Origin of the sequence: Acinetobacter sp. I-MWF (assembly GCF_025433935.1) — a bacterium.
In the GTDB taxonomy this organism is placed as follows: domain Bacteria; phylum Pseudomonadota; class Gammaproteobacteria; order Pseudomonadales; family Moraxellaceae; genus Acinetobacter; species Acinetobacter guillouiae.
In genome coordinates this window covers 1920664-1937337 of sequence record NZ_JAMBAR010000001.1, presented here as the reverse complement: position 1 = coordinate 1937337, position 16674 = coordinate 1920664, and the positions used below count along the sequence as shown (strand labels likewise).

Below are 16674 nucleotides of genomic sequence, written 5' to 3'. Positions count from 1 at the left end.
TAAAAGGCCATTCTATAAGTTTTCGTCATCAAAATACGCTAAAATACGCGATTGCTTTTTTAATGTCTTTGGAAATATTCATGAATTCGAAACCACGTCTTTCTACATATTGGGTTACCTGTGCAGATGGACTAGAAACCTTACTGCAAGAAGAAATTCAAGGTTTAGGGATTCAAGATATTGAAAAATTTCCTGGACGTTTAATCTTTAAAGGCAAACTCGAAGATGCATACCGTGTTTGTATGTGGTCACGTTTGGCTTCTCGTGTACTAACACCGATCCATGTTCATGAACTTGAATTTACCCATGACGCACGTGACGTTGCAGAAGAACTTTATGAAGGTGCGATCAATTTTGATTGGTCACTTATTTTTGCACCACAAAGTACTTTCGCAATCCGTCTTCATGTAGAACGTGATATTAAAGTCAATACACAGTTTGCGACTTTACGTGTTAAAGATGGTGTGGTTGATTCTTTCATGGAAGCTGTCGGTAAACGTCCAAGTATCGACATTAAACAGCCTGAAATTACCCTGTATGTGCTTGCTGGAAAAACTGAACACACCTATTGTTTAGATTTATCTGGAGATTCTTTACATAAGCGTGGCTATCGTCGTTTTATGACAGATGCGCCGATTAAAGAAAACCTAGCCGCCGCTATCCTACAAAAAGCACAGCTTAAACAACGCAATCCAGAAATTATTCTTGACCCAATGTGTGGTTCAGGAACCTTTATTATTGAATCATTGATGATTCTGACTGATCGTGCACCTGGTTTAGTGCGCCGTTTCGGCTTTAATGGCTGGAATGGACATGATCATGAGTTATGGATGTCGATTAAAGCTGAAGCAGCTGAACGTCATAAAGTTGCCTTAGAACAACCTTTACCTAAATTCTATGCCTATGATGCAGATTGGGAAGCAGTAAAAGCAACCAAACAAAATATTATTGCTGCTGGATTTGAGCAACAACTGGATCAAATTCAAATTGAAGAGCGTACTTTAGCAGATTGGCCTGATTTCCAAGCTGAAGGCAAAACTTCATTTATTGTCACCAACCCACCTTATGGTGAACGTTTAGGGGAAAAAGCCTCTAACCGAGCTTTATATCTGGGTCTGTCAGCACTTCTACAAAAGAATTTCCCCAATCAGCATGCTGCCGTTATCGCAGCGGCTGTTGAACAAGCTGATGTATTGGCATTTAACAATCCACAAATCTTACGTTTAATGAATGGTAAATTACCAATTTATATTCGTTTTGGTGATATTAAGCCAGCAGCTGTGGTTAAACCTTTCCTTGCAGATTGGCAACCTCAACAATTTGAAAAAATTGAAGGCGCAGAAGACTTTACCAATCGTTTGCAAAAAAATATGCAAGCTTTGAAAAAATGGGCTGTAAAAGAAGATATTTATTGTTTACGTCTCTATGATGCAGATTTACCAGACTTTAATGTCGCTGTAGATTTGTATGGTGATCGTTTACATGTTCAAGAATACGCACCACCAAAAACCATTGACCCTGAAAAAGCCAAAAAACGCTTTAACCTTGCTTTGGCTTCAATCCGTGCCGTAACAGGTTTAGGTCGTGATGCGATCTTTATCAAAACCCGTGCCCGTCAAGAAGGTAAAACTCAGTACGCAAAACAAAGCACAGCATCTAAACGTTTTATCGTACAAGAAGGTAAAGCCAAAATTTTAATCAACTTGACTGATTATTTGGATACTGGATTATTCCTAGATCACCGTCAAATGCGTCTACGTATTGCAGCTGAAGCTAAAGGAAAACATTTCCTGAACCTGTATAGTTATACCTCTACAGCAAGTCTACACGCTGCTTTAGGTGGTGCTGCAAGTACGACAAGTGTTGACTTATCCAATACTTACCTAAATTGGTCTAAAGAAAACTTTGTCTTAAATGGCTTAACGGTTGATCACCCAGATGAACAGCATCAATTCTTCTCAAGTGATTGTTTTGAATGGTTAAAAGAAGGTCATGAACAATATGACATGATTTTTATTGACCCACCAACCTTCTCAAACTCAAAGAAATTCTATGGTACTTTTGACGTGCAACGTGACCATATTTCTTTACTTAAACGTGCAATGAATCGTCTAACCACCGAGGGAACGTTGTATTTCTCAAATAACTATCGTGGTTTTGAGATGGACGAAGAAATCGATGCAATGTTTGATGTACAAGAGATCACCAATGAAACCATTGGCTTAGATTTCAAACGTAATCAAAAAATCCATAGAGCATGGAAAATTAAACACTTCCCTGTTTAATCATACTAGACCTCGGGCTTATTTATAAGCCACGGGGTCAATTTCATGTCCTATATAAAGTGTAACGCGATCTTGGGTTGTAATTCGAACATCATGGCGTTGATATGGATTATAGCCAATCTCAATTATTCTATATTTTTCAAGTGGTTTTAAATATTTATCCCCAGGTTGATTTGGATCTGGGTCTTTTTTCTGCCACTCGAAATCAGTTAATACGGTAGAATAAATTTCATCTTTTTTAGCATCGTCTGACCTCTCCTGAGCAACTTGTTTATGCAGGTTATTTTGCTCTTCGACAGGTTGTTGTGCATTATCCTTGACAGCTTTAATAATAATGGGGGACAGTTTAACCACACCTACAGATTGCTCCGCAAGATCTTGATCATCTAATTTATCTGCCAATGCCTCTATCGAACTAAATGCCATCAAGAGAAAACCGAGTATTTTTAAATAATCAGATTTGTCCTTATCTTTGATCATCATGATCAACTTTTCCTTTCTTATTATTCCTCATTGAAAAACTATCAATTTTTGACCGTTTTTTCAATAAATTCATGAAAAACCCGATAATAGGTAAAACCTAAATAAACACGCATAAATATCTGATGATTAAAATAATACGATAAAAAGCCAAGGCTATGCCGATTGCTTCTTTTAAATGGTTTATAAATCTATACATCCCTATAGCTCTGGATGCTTGATTGGGGGAGTTAAACAGGCTTTAAACCTTTGTATTAATTCTGCGATATATAATGTTTTCGCTATAATGCAGAAATTATTAATCTGGCATTCTACTACTCAATCAACCTCAATTACCCTTCACAAGTGCTATCCATCAATATTACTTCCCCTTGCACCAATGCTTACACTTATGCAGAACGCAAAAGTCCTACTGATCGGAATCTTGTAACACGCAAAAATATAAATGCGTATCCAATAAAAAAGCCAACCACCTTACGGTAGTTGGCTTCGGTTATACTGCTGGATAAATTAACTTAATTTTAATTTACCAAAATCAAGTTGACCATTTTCAGCACTGATTAAGATGGTATCACCTGCTGTAAATTGACCAGCAAGGATTTGCTGAGCCAATGGATTTTCAACCTGTTGTTGAATTGCACGTTTAAGTGGACGCGCACCATATACAGGATCAAAACCAGCATCAATCAGAATATCAAAGGCCTGATCATCGACTTTCAATCCAATGTCGCGTTCAGATAAACGTGAACGTAAACGATCCAATTGAATATCCGCAATGCCACGAATTTGTGATTTTTTCAACGAGTGGAACACCACCAATTCATCGATACGGTTAATAAACTCAGGACGGAAATGTTGTGATACGGCATTCATCACCGTTAAACGAACATCTTCATCACTAGCACCTTCACCGAGTTCACGTACATCACTTGAACCTAAGTTCGATGTCATCACAATCACGGTATTTTTAAAGTCAATCACACGGCCTTGTGAGTCTGTTAATCGACCATCATCCAACACTTGTAATAAGATGTTGAATACATCTGGATGGGCTTTTTCAACTTCATCAAATAACACCACACTGTACGGTTTGCGGCGTACTGCTTCAGTTAAAACACCACCTTCTTCATAACCCACATAACCCGGAGGCGCACCCACCAAGCGACTCACCGAATGCTTTTCCATAAACTCTGACATATCGATACGGATAATCGCATCATCACTGTCAAATAAGAAGTTACCTAAAGCCTTGGTTAACTCAGTTTTACCCACCCCGGTTGGTCCAAGGAATAAGAACGAACCACTTGGACGATTTGGATCAGATAAGCCCGCACGTGAACGACGAACTGCATTTGAGACAGCAACCACAGCTTCATCCTGTCCCACCACGCGGTTGTGTAAGAAATCTTCCATATGGAGTAATTTCTCACGCTCACCTTGTAGCATTTTTGACACAGGAATACCGGTTGCAGCACTGACCACTTCTGCAATTTCATTTTCAGTCACTTTGGTACGAATCAGTTTTGGTTCTTCATTGACTTCCGCAACCTCTTCTTCATTCAAACGTTTTTGCAACTCTGGAATCACCCCATATTGCAAACGACTTGCTTCTGCCAAATCACCTTCACGTTGTGCTTTTTCAAATGCAGTACGTGCTTTATCAAGTTCGATTTGCGCCTGATTTGTACCATCAACTAGACGCTTTTCTGCAATCCAAATTTCTTCCAAATCACTATATTCTTTTTCAACATCTGCAATTTGTTTTTCCAAATGCTCAACTTCAGCTTTACTGACTGAATCTGCATCTTTTTTCACCGCTTCCAATTGCATTTTTAATTGGATTAAACGGCGGTCTAAACGGTCAAGTGGCTCAGGTTTTGAGTCAATTTCCATTTTGATACGTGATGCTGCTTCATCAATCAAATCAATCGCCTTATCTGGCAATTGACGGTCTGTAATATAGCGATGTGACATTTTCGCGGCTGCAATGATTGCAGAATCGAGAATTTGCACACCATGATGCGTTGCATATTTGTCTTTTAGACCACGTAAAATTGCAATGGTGTCTTCAACACTTGGTTCATCCACCAGAACTTTTTGGAAACGACGTTCCAAAGCTGCATCTTTTTCAATAAATTGGCGATACTCATCCAGTGTTGTTGCACCCACACAACGTAATTCACCACGTGCCAATGCAGGTTTTAACATATTACCTGCATCCATCGCACCATCACCTTTACCTGCACCGACAAGCGTATGTAGCTCATCAATAAATAGGATGATTTCACCATCAAATTTAGCCAGATCTTTGAGTACTGCTTTTAAACGTTCTTCAAACTCACCACGGTATTTTGCACCAGCCAGCAACGAGCCTAAGTCTAACGATAAAACACGTTTACCTTTTAAGCCTTCAGGCACCTCACCATTGATAATACGCTGTGCAAGACCTTCAACAATCGCTGTTTTACCGACACCTGGTTCACCAATCAATACGGGATTATTTTTAGTCCGACGTGACAGCACTTGAATGGTACGACGAATTTCTTCATCACGACCAATCACAGGATCGAGTTTGCCTTCCGCAGCACGTGCCGTTAAATCTACGGTATATTTATTGAGTGAATCTCGCTGATCTTCATGGTTATTTGCCATAACTTGTTCGCCACCTCGAATATTTTCAATTGCTTTGCGTAGTTTGTCGGTTGTTACGCCTACACTTGTTAACAATGTTTTGGTTGCACCTGTTTCAGCAAGTGCCAAGATCACCCAGTCGGTAGATAAAAATTCATCTCCTGCTTTTTGAGCAAAACTGTCTGCCAAATTAAGCGCACGCACAGCTTCAGGATTTAAATTGATATCCCCAGTCGGTGTTCCAATTTTTGGCGCATCTGTTAAGGCTTTTTGCAGTTTTGTTTTTAACTCGGGTAGATTGGCGCCTGACTGTTGCAACAGGCTAAGATTGGATGGTTCTTCCAATAAAACAGAAAGAATATGAATACCCTCAATTGCGGTATTATCATTACCCATTGCCTGAGATTGTGCATCAGATAAGGCTTGCTGCAGGCGGTTCGTAAATTTTTCAAATCGCATTCTTGTTATTCCTCACAACAAATTTTGTACTTGAATAATAAATGGGAACGTTTTTTTCGATTTCAATAGCAATAGTGAATTAATTTATATATTTTTCAAAATCTTACCAAAACACTTGGAATAGATTTCAGTATTAATATCTGTGCTGAAACGTTATTTTTCAAGTAAGCTGATGGAAAAATATAGAAGATTAGTTTTTTAAGCGTTTGTATTTTCAACGATATGCTTTTAGAGTAAGGAGTATTGAGAGATTTTAGTATAAGAACAATGTTGACTTTCGGTAAATCATTATCTGTATTAATTGCAGTATCTGCACTGTATGCCTGTGGCTACAAAGCGCCAAATAGTGAAGAATTTCCGCACCAACATATCCAGCAATTAACACCGAATATATCAGGCATAGAATTCACATGGTTTAAAACGTCTGATGATATGAATAGAAAAGCCATCAATGAAAATTTTATTGTCTACAATTGCCCTGAAAGTCATGTAAAACAAAATCCTGTAAAGAATTTTAAAATATGTACTTATGATCTAAATCATGATCAACAGATTCAGCCTCATTTCATTGCTGCGCAAACAAATCAATTGATCGATCAAATTGTCACCTTAAATCACAATCACTTTCTCATCACTATAAAAACCTTTCAATCTGGTGTGAATGATCCAATGCAAGCTTATTTGTTCAATGCACAGACACAAAATTCAACGGCCATGACTTCATTTTCCTATACCGCATTTGCTCAGACAATTTTAGAGCAAATGGTGCAAGAAAAAACATATCAAAAGAAAGTCTTAGAATATGGCACAACGGTTTATTTTGATCCTCAATATGTTTCAGCCAAAGCAGCCGCAGAAGCTCAAAAAGAACTTAAACAACAGCAGCAATCTGTAATCGAAAATTTCAAAGATATTTTTAGAAACAAGCCTGAACAACCAAAACGTGATTTTTCACCAGATGATTACCCAGCTCAACCTGCCGAACCTTTTAATTTAAAACTCATTCAACAGTTAAAGCTTTACCTACAACAGCACCAAGCAGAATGTTATTTAATTCTTGATCACGAAACACAGCTCTTAAAAACACCTCAAAGTTATCTCTATAGTCGCGATTTTTCCAAATTTCTGCCACAGTTGGAAGATGAGATAAGACTGCCTGAATGCAAAAAGCCAGTAGAGTTATCCACTGTAAATGCCAAATATCTAAAATATCAAAGTATTGATGATGTGCAAGGTTCAGGAAATCATTATATATTCTGGTTTACACCTATTGGCTATGACGTATTTGAAATCAAACAACATGGGCAAAATAAACAATTTAAGCTGCCCATTGACACTGCTTGGATATATCAAATCAGAAATAAACTGATCATCTCGGTTGATCAGACTTACTACATCATTCCACTTTCTTAATGAAGCATTTTAACCCAATAAAATTTTAAGCTAAGCTACTCATTAAGCTTTCAATACACTTACACTTCTGACTTGGTTGCAGAACTTTGAGAAACTGCACTATTTGCTGCAACACTTTGGGTAATCCATACATTTCCACCGATTACAGCACCCTGACCAATGGTAATACGCCCAAGAATAGTTGCACCTGCATAGATCACTACATTGTCTTCTACGATTGGGTGACGTGCATATTCTTTCTGTAAACGCCCAGAATCATCAATTTCAAAACGTTTAGCACCAAGCGTTACGGCTTGGTAAATCCGCACATTTTTACCAATAATACAGGTTTCACCAATCACCACACCTGTACCATGATCAATAAAGAAACCTTGATCGACTTGTGCGCCTGGATGTATATCAATGCCAGTTTTTGAATGTGCAATCTCAGCAATTAAACGTGCCAACAGTGACAAGTCTTTTTTATAAAACTCATGTGCAATACGATGGTAAATAATTGCCAAAATACCCGGATAACACAATAAAACCTCATCGACACTTCGCGCTGCTGGATCACCATCATAGGCCGCAATCACATCTGTATCTAAAATACGGCGTAAATCTGGTAATTTTTGCGCAAATTCACTGACGATACTTTGTGCCAATACCTCAATCACATCGGCATTTTCGTTGTGCTTTTTATATTTATAATCATAGGTTAAATTGAGTTTGACTTGCTCCAATAAAGAGTGCAAAGTTTTCTCAAGTGCATGTGCAATATAAAAATTTTCACTTTGTTGGCGTAGGTCAGGTGGCCCCAGTCGCATAGGGAACAAGATGCCACACAGATCATTCATGATTTTCTTAATTTCATCTTTTGAAGGTAATTCCCTACCGCCAAAGTCTTTTAAGCTTTTACGTTGAGTACGCCATTCATTTCGAGCTTGTTGTAGCTCATCCACAATATTGGGGATATTCCATTGGGTCATATATTTACCTACTGAAATGACTTTTCACAATCCATGCGCTTAACATGAAATTTTATTATTCACTTTGAATGAACAGGGTCTGTTGGCAATTCGTTTATGTTTGCGACGACGAGTATTTTTTAGGCGATCCGAGGCACGAAATACGAAATTTAGTCATCTAAATGAGTAGTTCATAACGAAGTAGCGGCAAAAAACACTCTAGTCTCTCAACTACGCTTTAGACTGCAAACAAAGCAGTGCTTTGTTCTTACTCTCGGTTATCGTTAAAATTATCTCAGCCTACATTATAAAACGCAGAAATAAGCTGGCTATTCTCCTTATCCCATGCGTTACGACATATACGCCTCGTGCTCATTTTAACTTACAACGCAAACTATAATATGAAATGCTAGCAGACCCTTGATACTATTTTATTAGCAATCTTGTAGATAAACATTCTTCGTATAAAGATATCTTTAAAAATCATTTAAACCTTATTTCAAAATAAGAATAAGCAATTCAATTTTTATTAATTTATTGAATATATAAAATCATTATAGTTGTTATCAATACATCTGATACATGATGACTTAGACGTGATTTAAGTCTCAAAAAAGGCAATTGAAATGACGAGTTTAAATCAGCAACACTTTACCGAATTAACAACGGCTCAAATTGAAAATATCTTTGAACAAGCAAAACAACGTGTTGAAGATCATTATCTAGAATTTACTGGAACGATTTTACCTCATGAAGCATGGGCTTTGTTTAAAGCAGGACATGTGGTGATTGTCGACGTACGCACCAACGAAGAACGTAAATTTGTGGGTTATGTAGAAGATACCATTCATATTCCTTGGGCAACAGGAACTGCACTAAACCGCAATCCACGCTTTGCCAAAGAACTTGAAACTAAAATTGGAAAAGACAAGGTTATTCTGCTGCTTTGTCGCAGTGGTAAACGTTCCGCTGCTGCTGCAAATGTGGCTTTTAATGCGGGTTTTGAAAATATTTACAATATCGAACAAGGCTTTGAAGGCGACCTTGATGAAAATGATCATCGTGGTTCTTTCAATGGATGGCGTTTCCACAATTTACCTTGGCGTCAGGAATAAGGCTTTCGCTTTATTCCCCTTATGATTTTTATCAATCCTCGAAAATGGCAATAAAACGCACGCAATAAACCTCAAATTAATCCAATAAATATACAGCGCAATTAAACCCCAAGAGCAAAATTTTTACTTTATTGGAGAAGATAACAACAGCATTTTTAAATCAAACCAGTAATCAATAATTAATTTCCAATACCACCAAGGATTAAAACATGGCTAAGAACCAAGAAGTCACACGCCAAGCATTGAATGATCAAGCAGCTCGTCAACTTGCCAATGCGACAAAAACAGTACCGCAACTCTCCACCATTACACCACGTTGGCTAACACATTTATTGCAATGGACCCCTGTTGAAGCGGGTATTTACCGTGTCAACAAAGTCAGCAATACCGATGACATTCAGGTGGCGTGTACACAACGTGATGAAGCAACACTTCCACAAACTTTTGTCGATTATGAAGTTAATCCACGTGAATATTTTTTAAATGGTGTTTCCACAGTTCTGGATATTCATACCCGTGTTTCTGACTTATATAGTAGTCCTCATGATCAAATCAAAGAACAGTTACGCTTAACCATCGAGACCATTAAAGAGCGTCAAGAAAGTGAATTGATCAATAATCCTGAATACGGCTTATTGGCTAGTGTTGCAGATGAGCAACGTATTTCCACTTTGACGGGTGCACCCACACCAGATGATTTCGATGATTTACTGCGCAAAGTTTGGAAAGAACCGGGCTTCTTCTTAGCACATCCAGATGCGATTGCGGCATTTGGACGTGAATGTACCCGTCGTGGTGTTCCACCACCAACTGTAAGCCTATTTGGTTCACAGTTCATCACTTGGCGCGGTATTCCACTGATTCCTTCAAATAAAATTCCAGTTGAAGACGGCAAAACCAAAATCATCCTGTTACGCGTTGGTGAAAAGCGTCAAGGTGTTGTTGGCTTATTCCAACCCGGTCTTGCAGGTGAACAGGCACCAGGCCTATCTGTACGCTTTATGGGCATCAATCGTAATGCAATCGCCTCTTACTTAATCTCCTTATATTGTTCTCTTGCTGTGTTGACAGATGATGCACTCGCTGTGCTCGAAGATGTGGAGGTAGACAAGTACCATGACTATCCAACAACTTACAAGTAATCAACCTACTCCAGATATTTCTTCTGATCATATTGCTGATGCACCCATCAGTGAATCTGTCCTTGCACAATTGGCTGCTGAATTTTTTTCGGCTTTACCCAAACAAAACCCACAAGGTTTTAACTTTGATCTACCCGATCAACGATCTCAAGGTATTAGTCATCAACCACAGCCTAAAGACCCAATTACTGCATTGTCTGGGCGTATACCTGCCATTGTGCAACAGGCAAATTTAAACCCAGATTCTACACATCACTATGTAGAACCGACCGCCGACCATCCCGAGCGTAGAATTCTATCTTCTTCGCCCATTGTTGGTGGTGCAAATACTCCTGATCCATTTGCGGTCGGACAAAAGCTAGATTTGTCTTTGAATCCTACACCAATCACACAACACACTGCACCATCAAACCTAACAACGACTGCGCCACATCAAGTGCAATCGAGTTATTACTTTTTGGATCTGCCTCACCCTGAAGTTGCCAGTGCCCAAACAGTAAATACCAATACTGCTCAAACTGATGTGCTTAAAAATCCATATGCTTTTGATGATTATCATGTGACTGATGACCAGCAATTAAAAAGTGTATTACAAGATCGTAACGACAAACCTGCAACCGCAGCGTCTGGTTATTATTTTCTTCAATCACCTACCATTGAAGCTGCTCGTCCGCATTCAGATGTGCAAATACCAGCGAATGCTCAGAACTATCAACCCATTGATATTTTACAAATCCGTCGGGATTTTCCCATCCTACAAGAACGTGTAAATGGTAAGCAATTGGTTTGGTTGGATAATGCAGCCACCACCCATAAACCTCAGGCGGTCATCGATCGAATTTCATATTTCTATCAACATGAAAATTCGAATATTCACCGTGCAGCACATGAACTTGCAGCACGGGCCAGTGATGCTTATGAGCATGCACGTGATGTTGTGGCTCGCTTTATTGGGGCCGCTTCAGCAAAAAATATCGTCTTTGTTCGAGGTACAACAGAAGGCATTAACTTAATCGCAAAATCGTGGGGTAAACAGAATATTCAAGCGGGAGACGAAATTATTGTGTCCCATCTTGAGCATCATGCCAATATTGTGCCTTGGTACCAACTCAGTAAAGAAACTGGAGCAAAACTCCGTGTAATTCCTGTAGATGATACTGGTCAGATTCAGATTGAAGAGTTTGTAAAATTGCTCAATCCTAGAACCAAGCTGGTTTCAATTACACAGGTTTCTAATGCCTTGGGTACTGTAACGCCTACTCAAGAAATTATTGCATTGGCACATGCAGCAGGTGTGCGAGTTTTGATTGATGGTGCTCAGTCTGTTTCGCACATGCCCACCAATGTTACTGCCTTAGATGCCGATTTCTTTGTGTTTTCTGGGCATAAAGTTTTTGGCCCAACAGGTATTGGCGCTGTCTATGCCAAGTCTGAATTACTTGATAGCATGCCTGTATGGGAAGGCGGCGGGAATATGATTCAGGATGTGACGTTTGAGAATGTGGTCTATCAACCTGCACCAAATAAATTTGAAGCAGGTACGGGGAATATTGCAGATGCTGTTGGCTTAGGTGCTGCCTTAGAATACGTAGAAAGCATTGGAATCCATAACATTGCACGTTATGAACATGACTTGCTTGAATATGGTCAACATGCGCTACAAAGCGTTTCTGGGCTACGACTGATTGGTATCGCATTAAATAAAGCCAGTGTGATGTCTTTTACACTGGCAGGCTATGAAACGGAAGAGGTTGGGAAAGTACTCAACCAATATGGAATCGCCGTACGTACTGGGCATCATTGTGCCCAACCGATCTTACGCCGTTTCGGTGTTGAACGTACGGTACGCCCTTCTCTTGCGTTTTATAATACCACTGAGGAAATTGATTTATTGGTTTCAGTATTGCATCAACTGCGCCGTGCTAAACCTTATAAATCTTAATTTTAAACTTTAGCTTTTAAGTTTTAGTTTCCAAAGACTTTATTGATCGATCATAATCACATGCTTAATTAATTAGGCATGTGATTTTCGAGGTGGTGATTGTATGATCTATTTTTGAATGGAGTGTGTAATTCATCCAATGACTAAAAATATCCTCTCAATTCGATAAAACGCTACACTCCAACAAACTAATTAAGTCGCTATTTAGCTTAAATCAGATTGATTTACCATTATTTTTATCAACCTATTTTTGCAACATTTTTAAGACTATATTACTCATAACTTTAAAATAAATATATCGGCTGTACCTGTTAGTAAGGACAGTAATTTTTCACGGATGTATTCTTGCTAAAATTTTTACTAATATGCTGGCTCCATATAGCGCGCTTTTTATCGAGCCACTGCAATGCTTCAACATCAGCTAAAGAGGGTTTCGGAGCAAATGGTTTGTAATCTGTCACAAATTTCCCCATCCAACAATAACCAAAAAAATTCTTAGGATCCGTATGGTCTTCTACAACATACTTTTCAGGAAATTGTTGTTCATACGCATACATTGAAAACATTTTTGCTAATGAGGATTTATATATTGCATCAGAAACCACATTTTTTTTGGTTACATCAGCAGCTCGATATACTGGAATATCGTAACTAATAAACACTTCACTTGTTTCAATATATTTTTGTACAAAGTCCACTTCTGACTCATTTGCAGAACAACCCAAAGTAATAAAAGGTAGTAAAGCAAAGAGAGTTAATTGTCTAAAAATCATATTATTCTATTCATCTCTTATCATATTCTTGCAATTGGGATACTGAACCCTCACCTCGATACGTCCCATCCAAAGTTAATTGCTTAAGCATAGCTGGGTGATAATCAGTGTTAAAAATAGACTTAAAGGTTGCCCTATTTACATAAAGTGGAGAATAACCATTTTCTGCTAATTGCTGAATATTACTCATAGCTTCAGGTAATTTCAGGTTATTTTTAACACCTAAAGCTTTAAATATATCCATTAAGCCAAATGGCGGAACTTTCAAACGCAAAGAAAAAGTAGCTTTTTCAAACTGCATTACAAGCTTGGTCGCATCTTTCAAAGCATGTTTTCGCACATATTGTTGAAACTTTATATACATCATGGTGTTGAATGAAAGCTTATTAATCATTCCATCACCAAATTTATTTATGTCATATTCCAAGCCAAAGCGCAAAGCTAAGAAAAATTCTACCTTATTTATTTCTTGAAGTGCTTTCCAATGATCTTCGTCAAAGAAAAAATTGTAAGGTGCAGCAATGTAGTAATTACCAACTTTAAACGCTGGATTACACGTTACAGTGGGATAGTTACAAACTTCAATACCCTTAGGAAACATACCATTATCAGTTACAATAACGTCAGCCATAATTTTTTACCCTAAGTCATCATCTAGTGGAGGCATTGGTTTAGAAAGGTCATAAATAATTAGCTCTACTTGTTCCTCTTGATCACCTGAATCAATATGAACTGTATTTCCATCTTCATCAGTTTTCCCCTCAATAACTTCACCGTTTGCTCGTTTCAATTGGTATGGAAAATCAACCAACGGTTTCTGAGTAGCTTTATCTAATAATTGATACTGCAAACCAAAATTTGTTGAGATTACTTTATCTATAAAGCTATTTTGTAAAGGCTCTTTTGAGCCTGAAGAACGAATATAAAGAGAACCTTGACTTGTTCCAACAACATGATCTTGTTTAGGTAAAATTTTAGCTCCACAACTTAATAGATCGTCAACGTAAGCGACTGGTTTTCCGTCCATAATAATATGGTTATGACTCGGTTGTATTGTCGACCAGCATTTACACTTAGGACAAAAGTGGCCATCCCCTGCACATAGAAATAGATTTCCCATTTGGGATGTTCGCTGTTGAGTTGCTTGAATGATGCCTCCATGATTTGTCATAGAGTTATGAATTGCAAAACCTTTAGCCATGATTAACACCTTCTTGGCACAAAAAGCCTTCTGGGGTCTTATCACCAATAAAGATATTTATAACTACAGAGATGTTAGGGCTATCTACAATCTCATCACCATTCTCTAAGGAGCTTCCCACCAATGCAGCGGACTGACCATTTATAAGGCAACCCTTGCCAGCTCCTGAAATGATTTTAGAAATTGTCCCATCTGCGTAAATAACATCGTCACCAACTAAAGCAATAGGCAATCCACCTATTCGGCTTTGCAATGCACTCGCTTTAACTAACCCACCATTTTTAGTTTTAGCCCCATTTACCGCAAGGTAATAGATTTTTTTGGGCCTATGTCGAAAATAAAGCTGCTCTGCTTTTATTGTTTGCTTTATGTCTTCTTGAGACATCTGTTTTAACTGTTCAATTGGTAATTCATGTAAAAAATTAGGTTTTGTCATACATAGTCCAATTATTGTTATTGAATGAAGAACATAGCGATTAAAACATAAAATCAACTATTAAGGCAAATTTAATAGAGTTATTAATTATATTTAATAATTTAAATTTATTTACTCAAATTAACGACAGTCTTTTATGGCACTTCTGTTTTAATTATCTGGCTTATTAAGTTTATGACCAATCGCATAAAGTAAATCACATACATCTTTCTTGTCTTATAATTTAACAATCACATGCTTGAGCATCTGAATAAAAAAGCGAGATACTACAAAAAATTAAACCCTGTATGTTATTTATGCCTTCAATCAAAAAACTTTTCCTACTATCTAGCTTAATTATAGCAACTCAAGCCTTTGCCTTACCTCAAGACTCACGTCGTGCAGGTGGCATAGCGGTTATTCCTGTTGCTAAAACCGTATTAAATGTCACTTACCAAGACAAACCTGTCTTGATCGTGGATGGTGAAAATTCAGTAAACCATATTGTTTTTGGTATTCCGCTTTCAGCACCATTGGGTACACTGCAATTACAAAGCTCTACAGGCCCAATTAATATTGAAGTGAAGCCATTTAAATACGCTGAACAGCGCCTCAATGTAAAAAATCAGGATTATGTCAATCCAAATCAGGAACAACTTGATCGTTATAGCCTAGAAGCGAAAGAACAAAACAGTGTTTACAGCTCATTTAGCCCTGCACAATGGAAAGACTTTCCCAAATTTATCCGTCCTACAGCAGGAAAATTTAGTAATTCATTTGGTCGTAAGCGTTTTTTCAATGGTGAAGAACGTGCTCCACATTCTGGTTTAGATATCCCTGCCCCAATCGGACAAAAAGTTGTTGCGCCAGCTTCGGGAACGGTGGTTGCGACAGGCAGTTATTTCTTTAATGGAAATACTGTCATGATTGATCACGGACAAGGTCTGATCAGTATGTTTTGCCACCTCAGTAAAATAAATGTAGAAAAAGGCCAAATCTTGAAACAAGGTGAATTATTGGGATTGGTGGGTAAAACAGGACGAGTAACAGGTCCACATCTACACTGGGGAATGAGCTTAAATAATGCCAGAGTTGACCCACAATTATTTTTATCACCTTAATTTAGCAAGAAAAATGCTAAGAAACCTTTGAACGCTTGTTTCAAAAATGCTTATTTTTGAACAAATACACATTTTGTAATAATTTATTTTTTTTAATTTTGATCGGATAAGTCACCAAATTAAGCAGCCAAAACGCGTTAAAAAAAAGCCAATCTTTTGATTGGCTTTTTTAAAATTAAGTCAGTTATTCAGCAGAAATAATTTCAAAATCATGGGTGATTTCAACACCACCATCGGACAGCATTTTACTTGCTGAACAATACTTTTCGGCTGATAATTCAACAGCTTTAGCCACTTGCCTCTCTTTCACATCATGCCCTGTTACCACAAAATGTAAATGTATCTTCGTAAATACAGCTGGAATCGTGTCTGCTCGATCCGCTTTGAGCTGACAAACAACATTTGTTACATTTTGCCTAGATTTCTTTAAAATGGTCACAATATCGAATGAAGCACACCCACCAAGTCCCATTAATATGAGTTCCATAGGACGTGGTCCACGGTTTTCACCACCATATTCAGCAGAACCATCCATCACAATTTGATGACCACTTTCTGATTTTGCTTCGAAAGCAACATTCTCTAACCAATGAACGCTAGTTTGCATTGCAACTACCTAAAAAAAGCTATAAATTTACGGGGTACCTGTACACTAGCATAAAATGAGTTGATAAGGAATTTCATCTCTACTGCTTCTACGTGACGAGTTCAATTTAGATCAACAGATCTAGTTATTATCCAATTCGGAAT

The 16674-nt window shown here is 38.0% G+C and carries 14 protein-coding genes; 6 read left to right on the top strand and 8 right to left on the bottom strand.

What is annotated here, in order from left to right:
• Positions 1-80 precede the first annotated feature (80 nt).
• The gene (gene rlmKL / locus M2R48_RS08915) at positions 81-2285 is read left to right on the top strand and encodes a bifunctional 23S rRNA (guanine(2069)-N(7))-methyltransferase RlmK/23S rRNA (guanine(2445)-N(2))-methyltransferase RlmL (protein ID WP_004721106.1); all 2205 of its coding nucleotides are present in this window, start codon (positions 81-83) and stop codon (positions 2283-2285) included.
• An 18-nt stretch (positions 2286-2303) separates the two neighbouring features.
• On the opposite strand, the gene M2R48_RS08910 is transcribed toward rlmKL, so the two are convergent.
• On the bottom strand, positions 2304-2768 hold the full coding sequence (locus M2R48_RS08910; protein ID WP_262085827.1) for a hypothetical protein: 465 nt from the start codon (positions 2766-2768) through the stop codon (positions 2304-2306).
• Between the two features lie 507 nt (positions 2769-3275).
• A complete protein-coding gene (gene clpB, locus M2R48_RS08905; protein ID WP_004820987.1) occupies positions 3276-5855 on the bottom strand; it encodes an ATP-dependent chaperone ClpB in 2580 nt (859 codons plus the stop codon).
• 267 nt (positions 5856-6122) lie between these two features.
• Here clpB and M2R48_RS08900 point away from each other — a divergent pair, with 267 nt between their 5' ends.
• A complete protein-coding gene (locus tag M2R48_RS08900) occupies positions 6123-7268 on the top strand; it encodes a hypothetical protein (RefSeq protein WP_262085826.1) in 1146 nt (381 codons plus the stop codon).
• Between the two features lie 59 nt (positions 7269-7327).
• Here M2R48_RS08900 and epsC read toward each other — a convergent pair whose 3' ends face one another.
• The gene (epsC, locus tag M2R48_RS08895) at positions 7328-8236 is read right to left on the bottom strand and encodes a serine O-acetyltransferase EpsC (protein WP_004820985.1); all 909 of its coding nucleotides are present in this window, start codon (positions 8234-8236) and stop codon (positions 7328-7330) included.
• Positions 8237-8841: 605 nt separating this feature from the next.
• Between epsC and M2R48_RS08890 the strand changes: the two genes are divergently transcribed.
• From M2R48_RS08890 to M2R48_RS08880, 3 genes are all read left to right on the top strand, one after another.
• Positions 8842-9330: a rhodanese-like domain-containing protein gene (locus tag M2R48_RS08890; protein WP_209826320.1), complete on the top strand. Its 489-nt coding sequence runs from the start codon at positions 8842-8844 to the stop codon at positions 9328-9330.
• A gap of 209 nt (positions 9331-9539) precedes the next feature.
• Positions 9540-10472, top strand: coding sequence for a family 2A encapsulin nanocompartment shell protein (locus M2R48_RS08885; protein WP_004721119.1), 933 nt, complete (start codon positions 9540-9542; stop codon positions 10470-10472).
• Positions 10447-12414, top strand: a complete 1968-nt coding sequence (locus tag M2R48_RS08880) for a family 2A encapsulin nanocompartment cargo protein cysteine desulfurase (RefSeq protein ID WP_262085825.1) — start codon at positions 10447-10449, stop codon at positions 12412-12414. Before M2R48_RS08885 ends, M2R48_RS08880 begins: the two co-directional genes overlap by 26 nt.
• Positions 12415-12725: 311 nt before the next feature.
• On the opposite strand, the gene M2R48_RS08875 is transcribed toward M2R48_RS08880, so the two are convergent.
• The 4 genes from M2R48_RS08875 to M2R48_RS08860 are packed head-to-tail and all read right to left on the bottom strand — an operon-like array spanning position 12726 to position 14824.
• Positions 12726-13187 carry a hypothetical protein gene (locus M2R48_RS08875; RefSeq protein ID WP_262085824.1) on the bottom strand — a complete coding sequence of 154 codons (462 nt, stop codon included), beginning with the start codon at positions 13185-13187 and terminating at the stop codon, positions 12726-12728.
• A 10-nt stretch (positions 13188-13197) separates the two neighbouring features.
• Positions 13198-13818: a hypothetical protein gene (locus tag M2R48_RS08870; protein ID WP_262085822.1), complete on the bottom strand. Its 621-nt coding sequence runs from the start codon at positions 13816-13818 to the stop codon at positions 13198-13200.
• Between the two features lie 6 nt (positions 13819-13824).
• Positions 13825-14388 (bottom strand): PAAR domain-containing protein, encoded by a 564-nt coding sequence (locus tag M2R48_RS08865; protein WP_262085821.1) that lies wholly within the window; start codon positions 14386-14388, stop codon positions 13825-13827.
• Entirely contained in the window at positions 14381-14824 is a 444-nt protein-coding gene (locus M2R48_RS08860) for a PAAR domain-containing protein (protein ID WP_262085820.1), read from the bottom strand. The genes M2R48_RS08865 and M2R48_RS08860 overlap by 8 nt, the downstream gene beginning before the upstream one ends.
• A gap of 287 nt (positions 14825-15111) precedes the next feature.
• Here M2R48_RS08860 and M2R48_RS08855 point away from each other — a divergent pair, with 287 nt between their 5' ends.
• Entirely contained in the window at positions 15112-15924 is an 813-nt protein-coding gene (locus M2R48_RS08855; protein WP_262085819.1) for a peptidoglycan DD-metalloendopeptidase family protein, read from the top strand.
• 184 nt (positions 15925-16108) lie between these two features.
• On the opposite strand, the gene M2R48_RS08850 is transcribed toward M2R48_RS08855, so the two are convergent.
• Entirely contained in the window at positions 16109-16531 is a 423-nt protein-coding gene (locus M2R48_RS08850) for an OsmC family protein (protein WP_262085818.1), read from the bottom strand.
• Positions 16532-16674: the final 143 nt, after the last annotated feature.

Coding starts and splice junctions, on each gene's coding strand:
- M2R48_RS08885 (WP_004721119.1), top strand. CDS start 9,540: ATGGCTAAGAACCAAGAAGTCACACGCCAAGCATTGAATGATCAAGCA.
- M2R48_RS08875 (WP_262085824.1), bottom strand. CDS start 13,187: ATGATTTTTAGACAATTAACTCTCTTTGCTTTACTACCTTTTATTACT.
- M2R48_RS08890 (WP_209826320.1), top strand. CDS start 8,842: ATGACGAGTTTAAATCAGCAACACTTTACCGAATTAACAACGGCTCAA.
- M2R48_RS08870 (WP_262085822.1), bottom strand. CDS start 13,818: ATGGCTGACGTTATTGTAACTGATAATGGTATGTTTCCTAAGGGTATT.
- clpB (WP_004820987.1), bottom strand. CDS start 5,855: ATGCGATTTGAAAAATTTACGAACCGCCTGCAGCAAGCCTTATCTGAT.
- M2R48_RS08910 (WP_262085827.1), bottom strand. CDS start 2,768: ATGATGATCAAAGATAAGGACAAATCTGATTATTTAAAAATACTCGGT.
- M2R48_RS08880 (WP_262085825.1), top strand. CDS start 10,447: ATGACTATCCAACAACTTACAAGTAATCAACCTACTCCAGATATTTCT.
- M2R48_RS08900 (WP_262085826.1), top strand. CDS start 6,123: ATGTTGACTTTCGGTAAATCATTATCTGTATTAATTGCAGTATCTGCA.
- rlmKL (WP_004721106.1), top strand. CDS start 81: ATGAATTCGAAACCACGTCTTTCTACATATTGGGTTACCTGTGCAGAT.
- M2R48_RS08860 (WP_262085820.1), bottom strand. CDS start 14,824: ATGACAAAACCTAATTTTTTACATGAATTACCAATTGAACAGTTAAAA.
- epsC (WP_004820985.1), bottom strand. CDS start 8,236: ATGACCCAATGGAATATCCCCAATATTGTGGATGAGCTACAACAAGCT.
- M2R48_RS08855 (WP_262085819.1), top strand. CDS start 15,112: ATGTTATTTATGCCTTCAATCAAAAAACTTTTCCTACTATCTAGCTTA.
- M2R48_RS08850 (WP_262085818.1), bottom strand. CDS start 16,531: ATGCAAACTAGCGTTCATTGGTTAGAGAATGTTGCTTTCGAAGCAAAA.
- M2R48_RS08865 (WP_262085821.1), bottom strand. CDS start 14,388: ATGGCTAAAGGTTTTGCAATTCATAACTCTATGACAAATCATGGAGGC.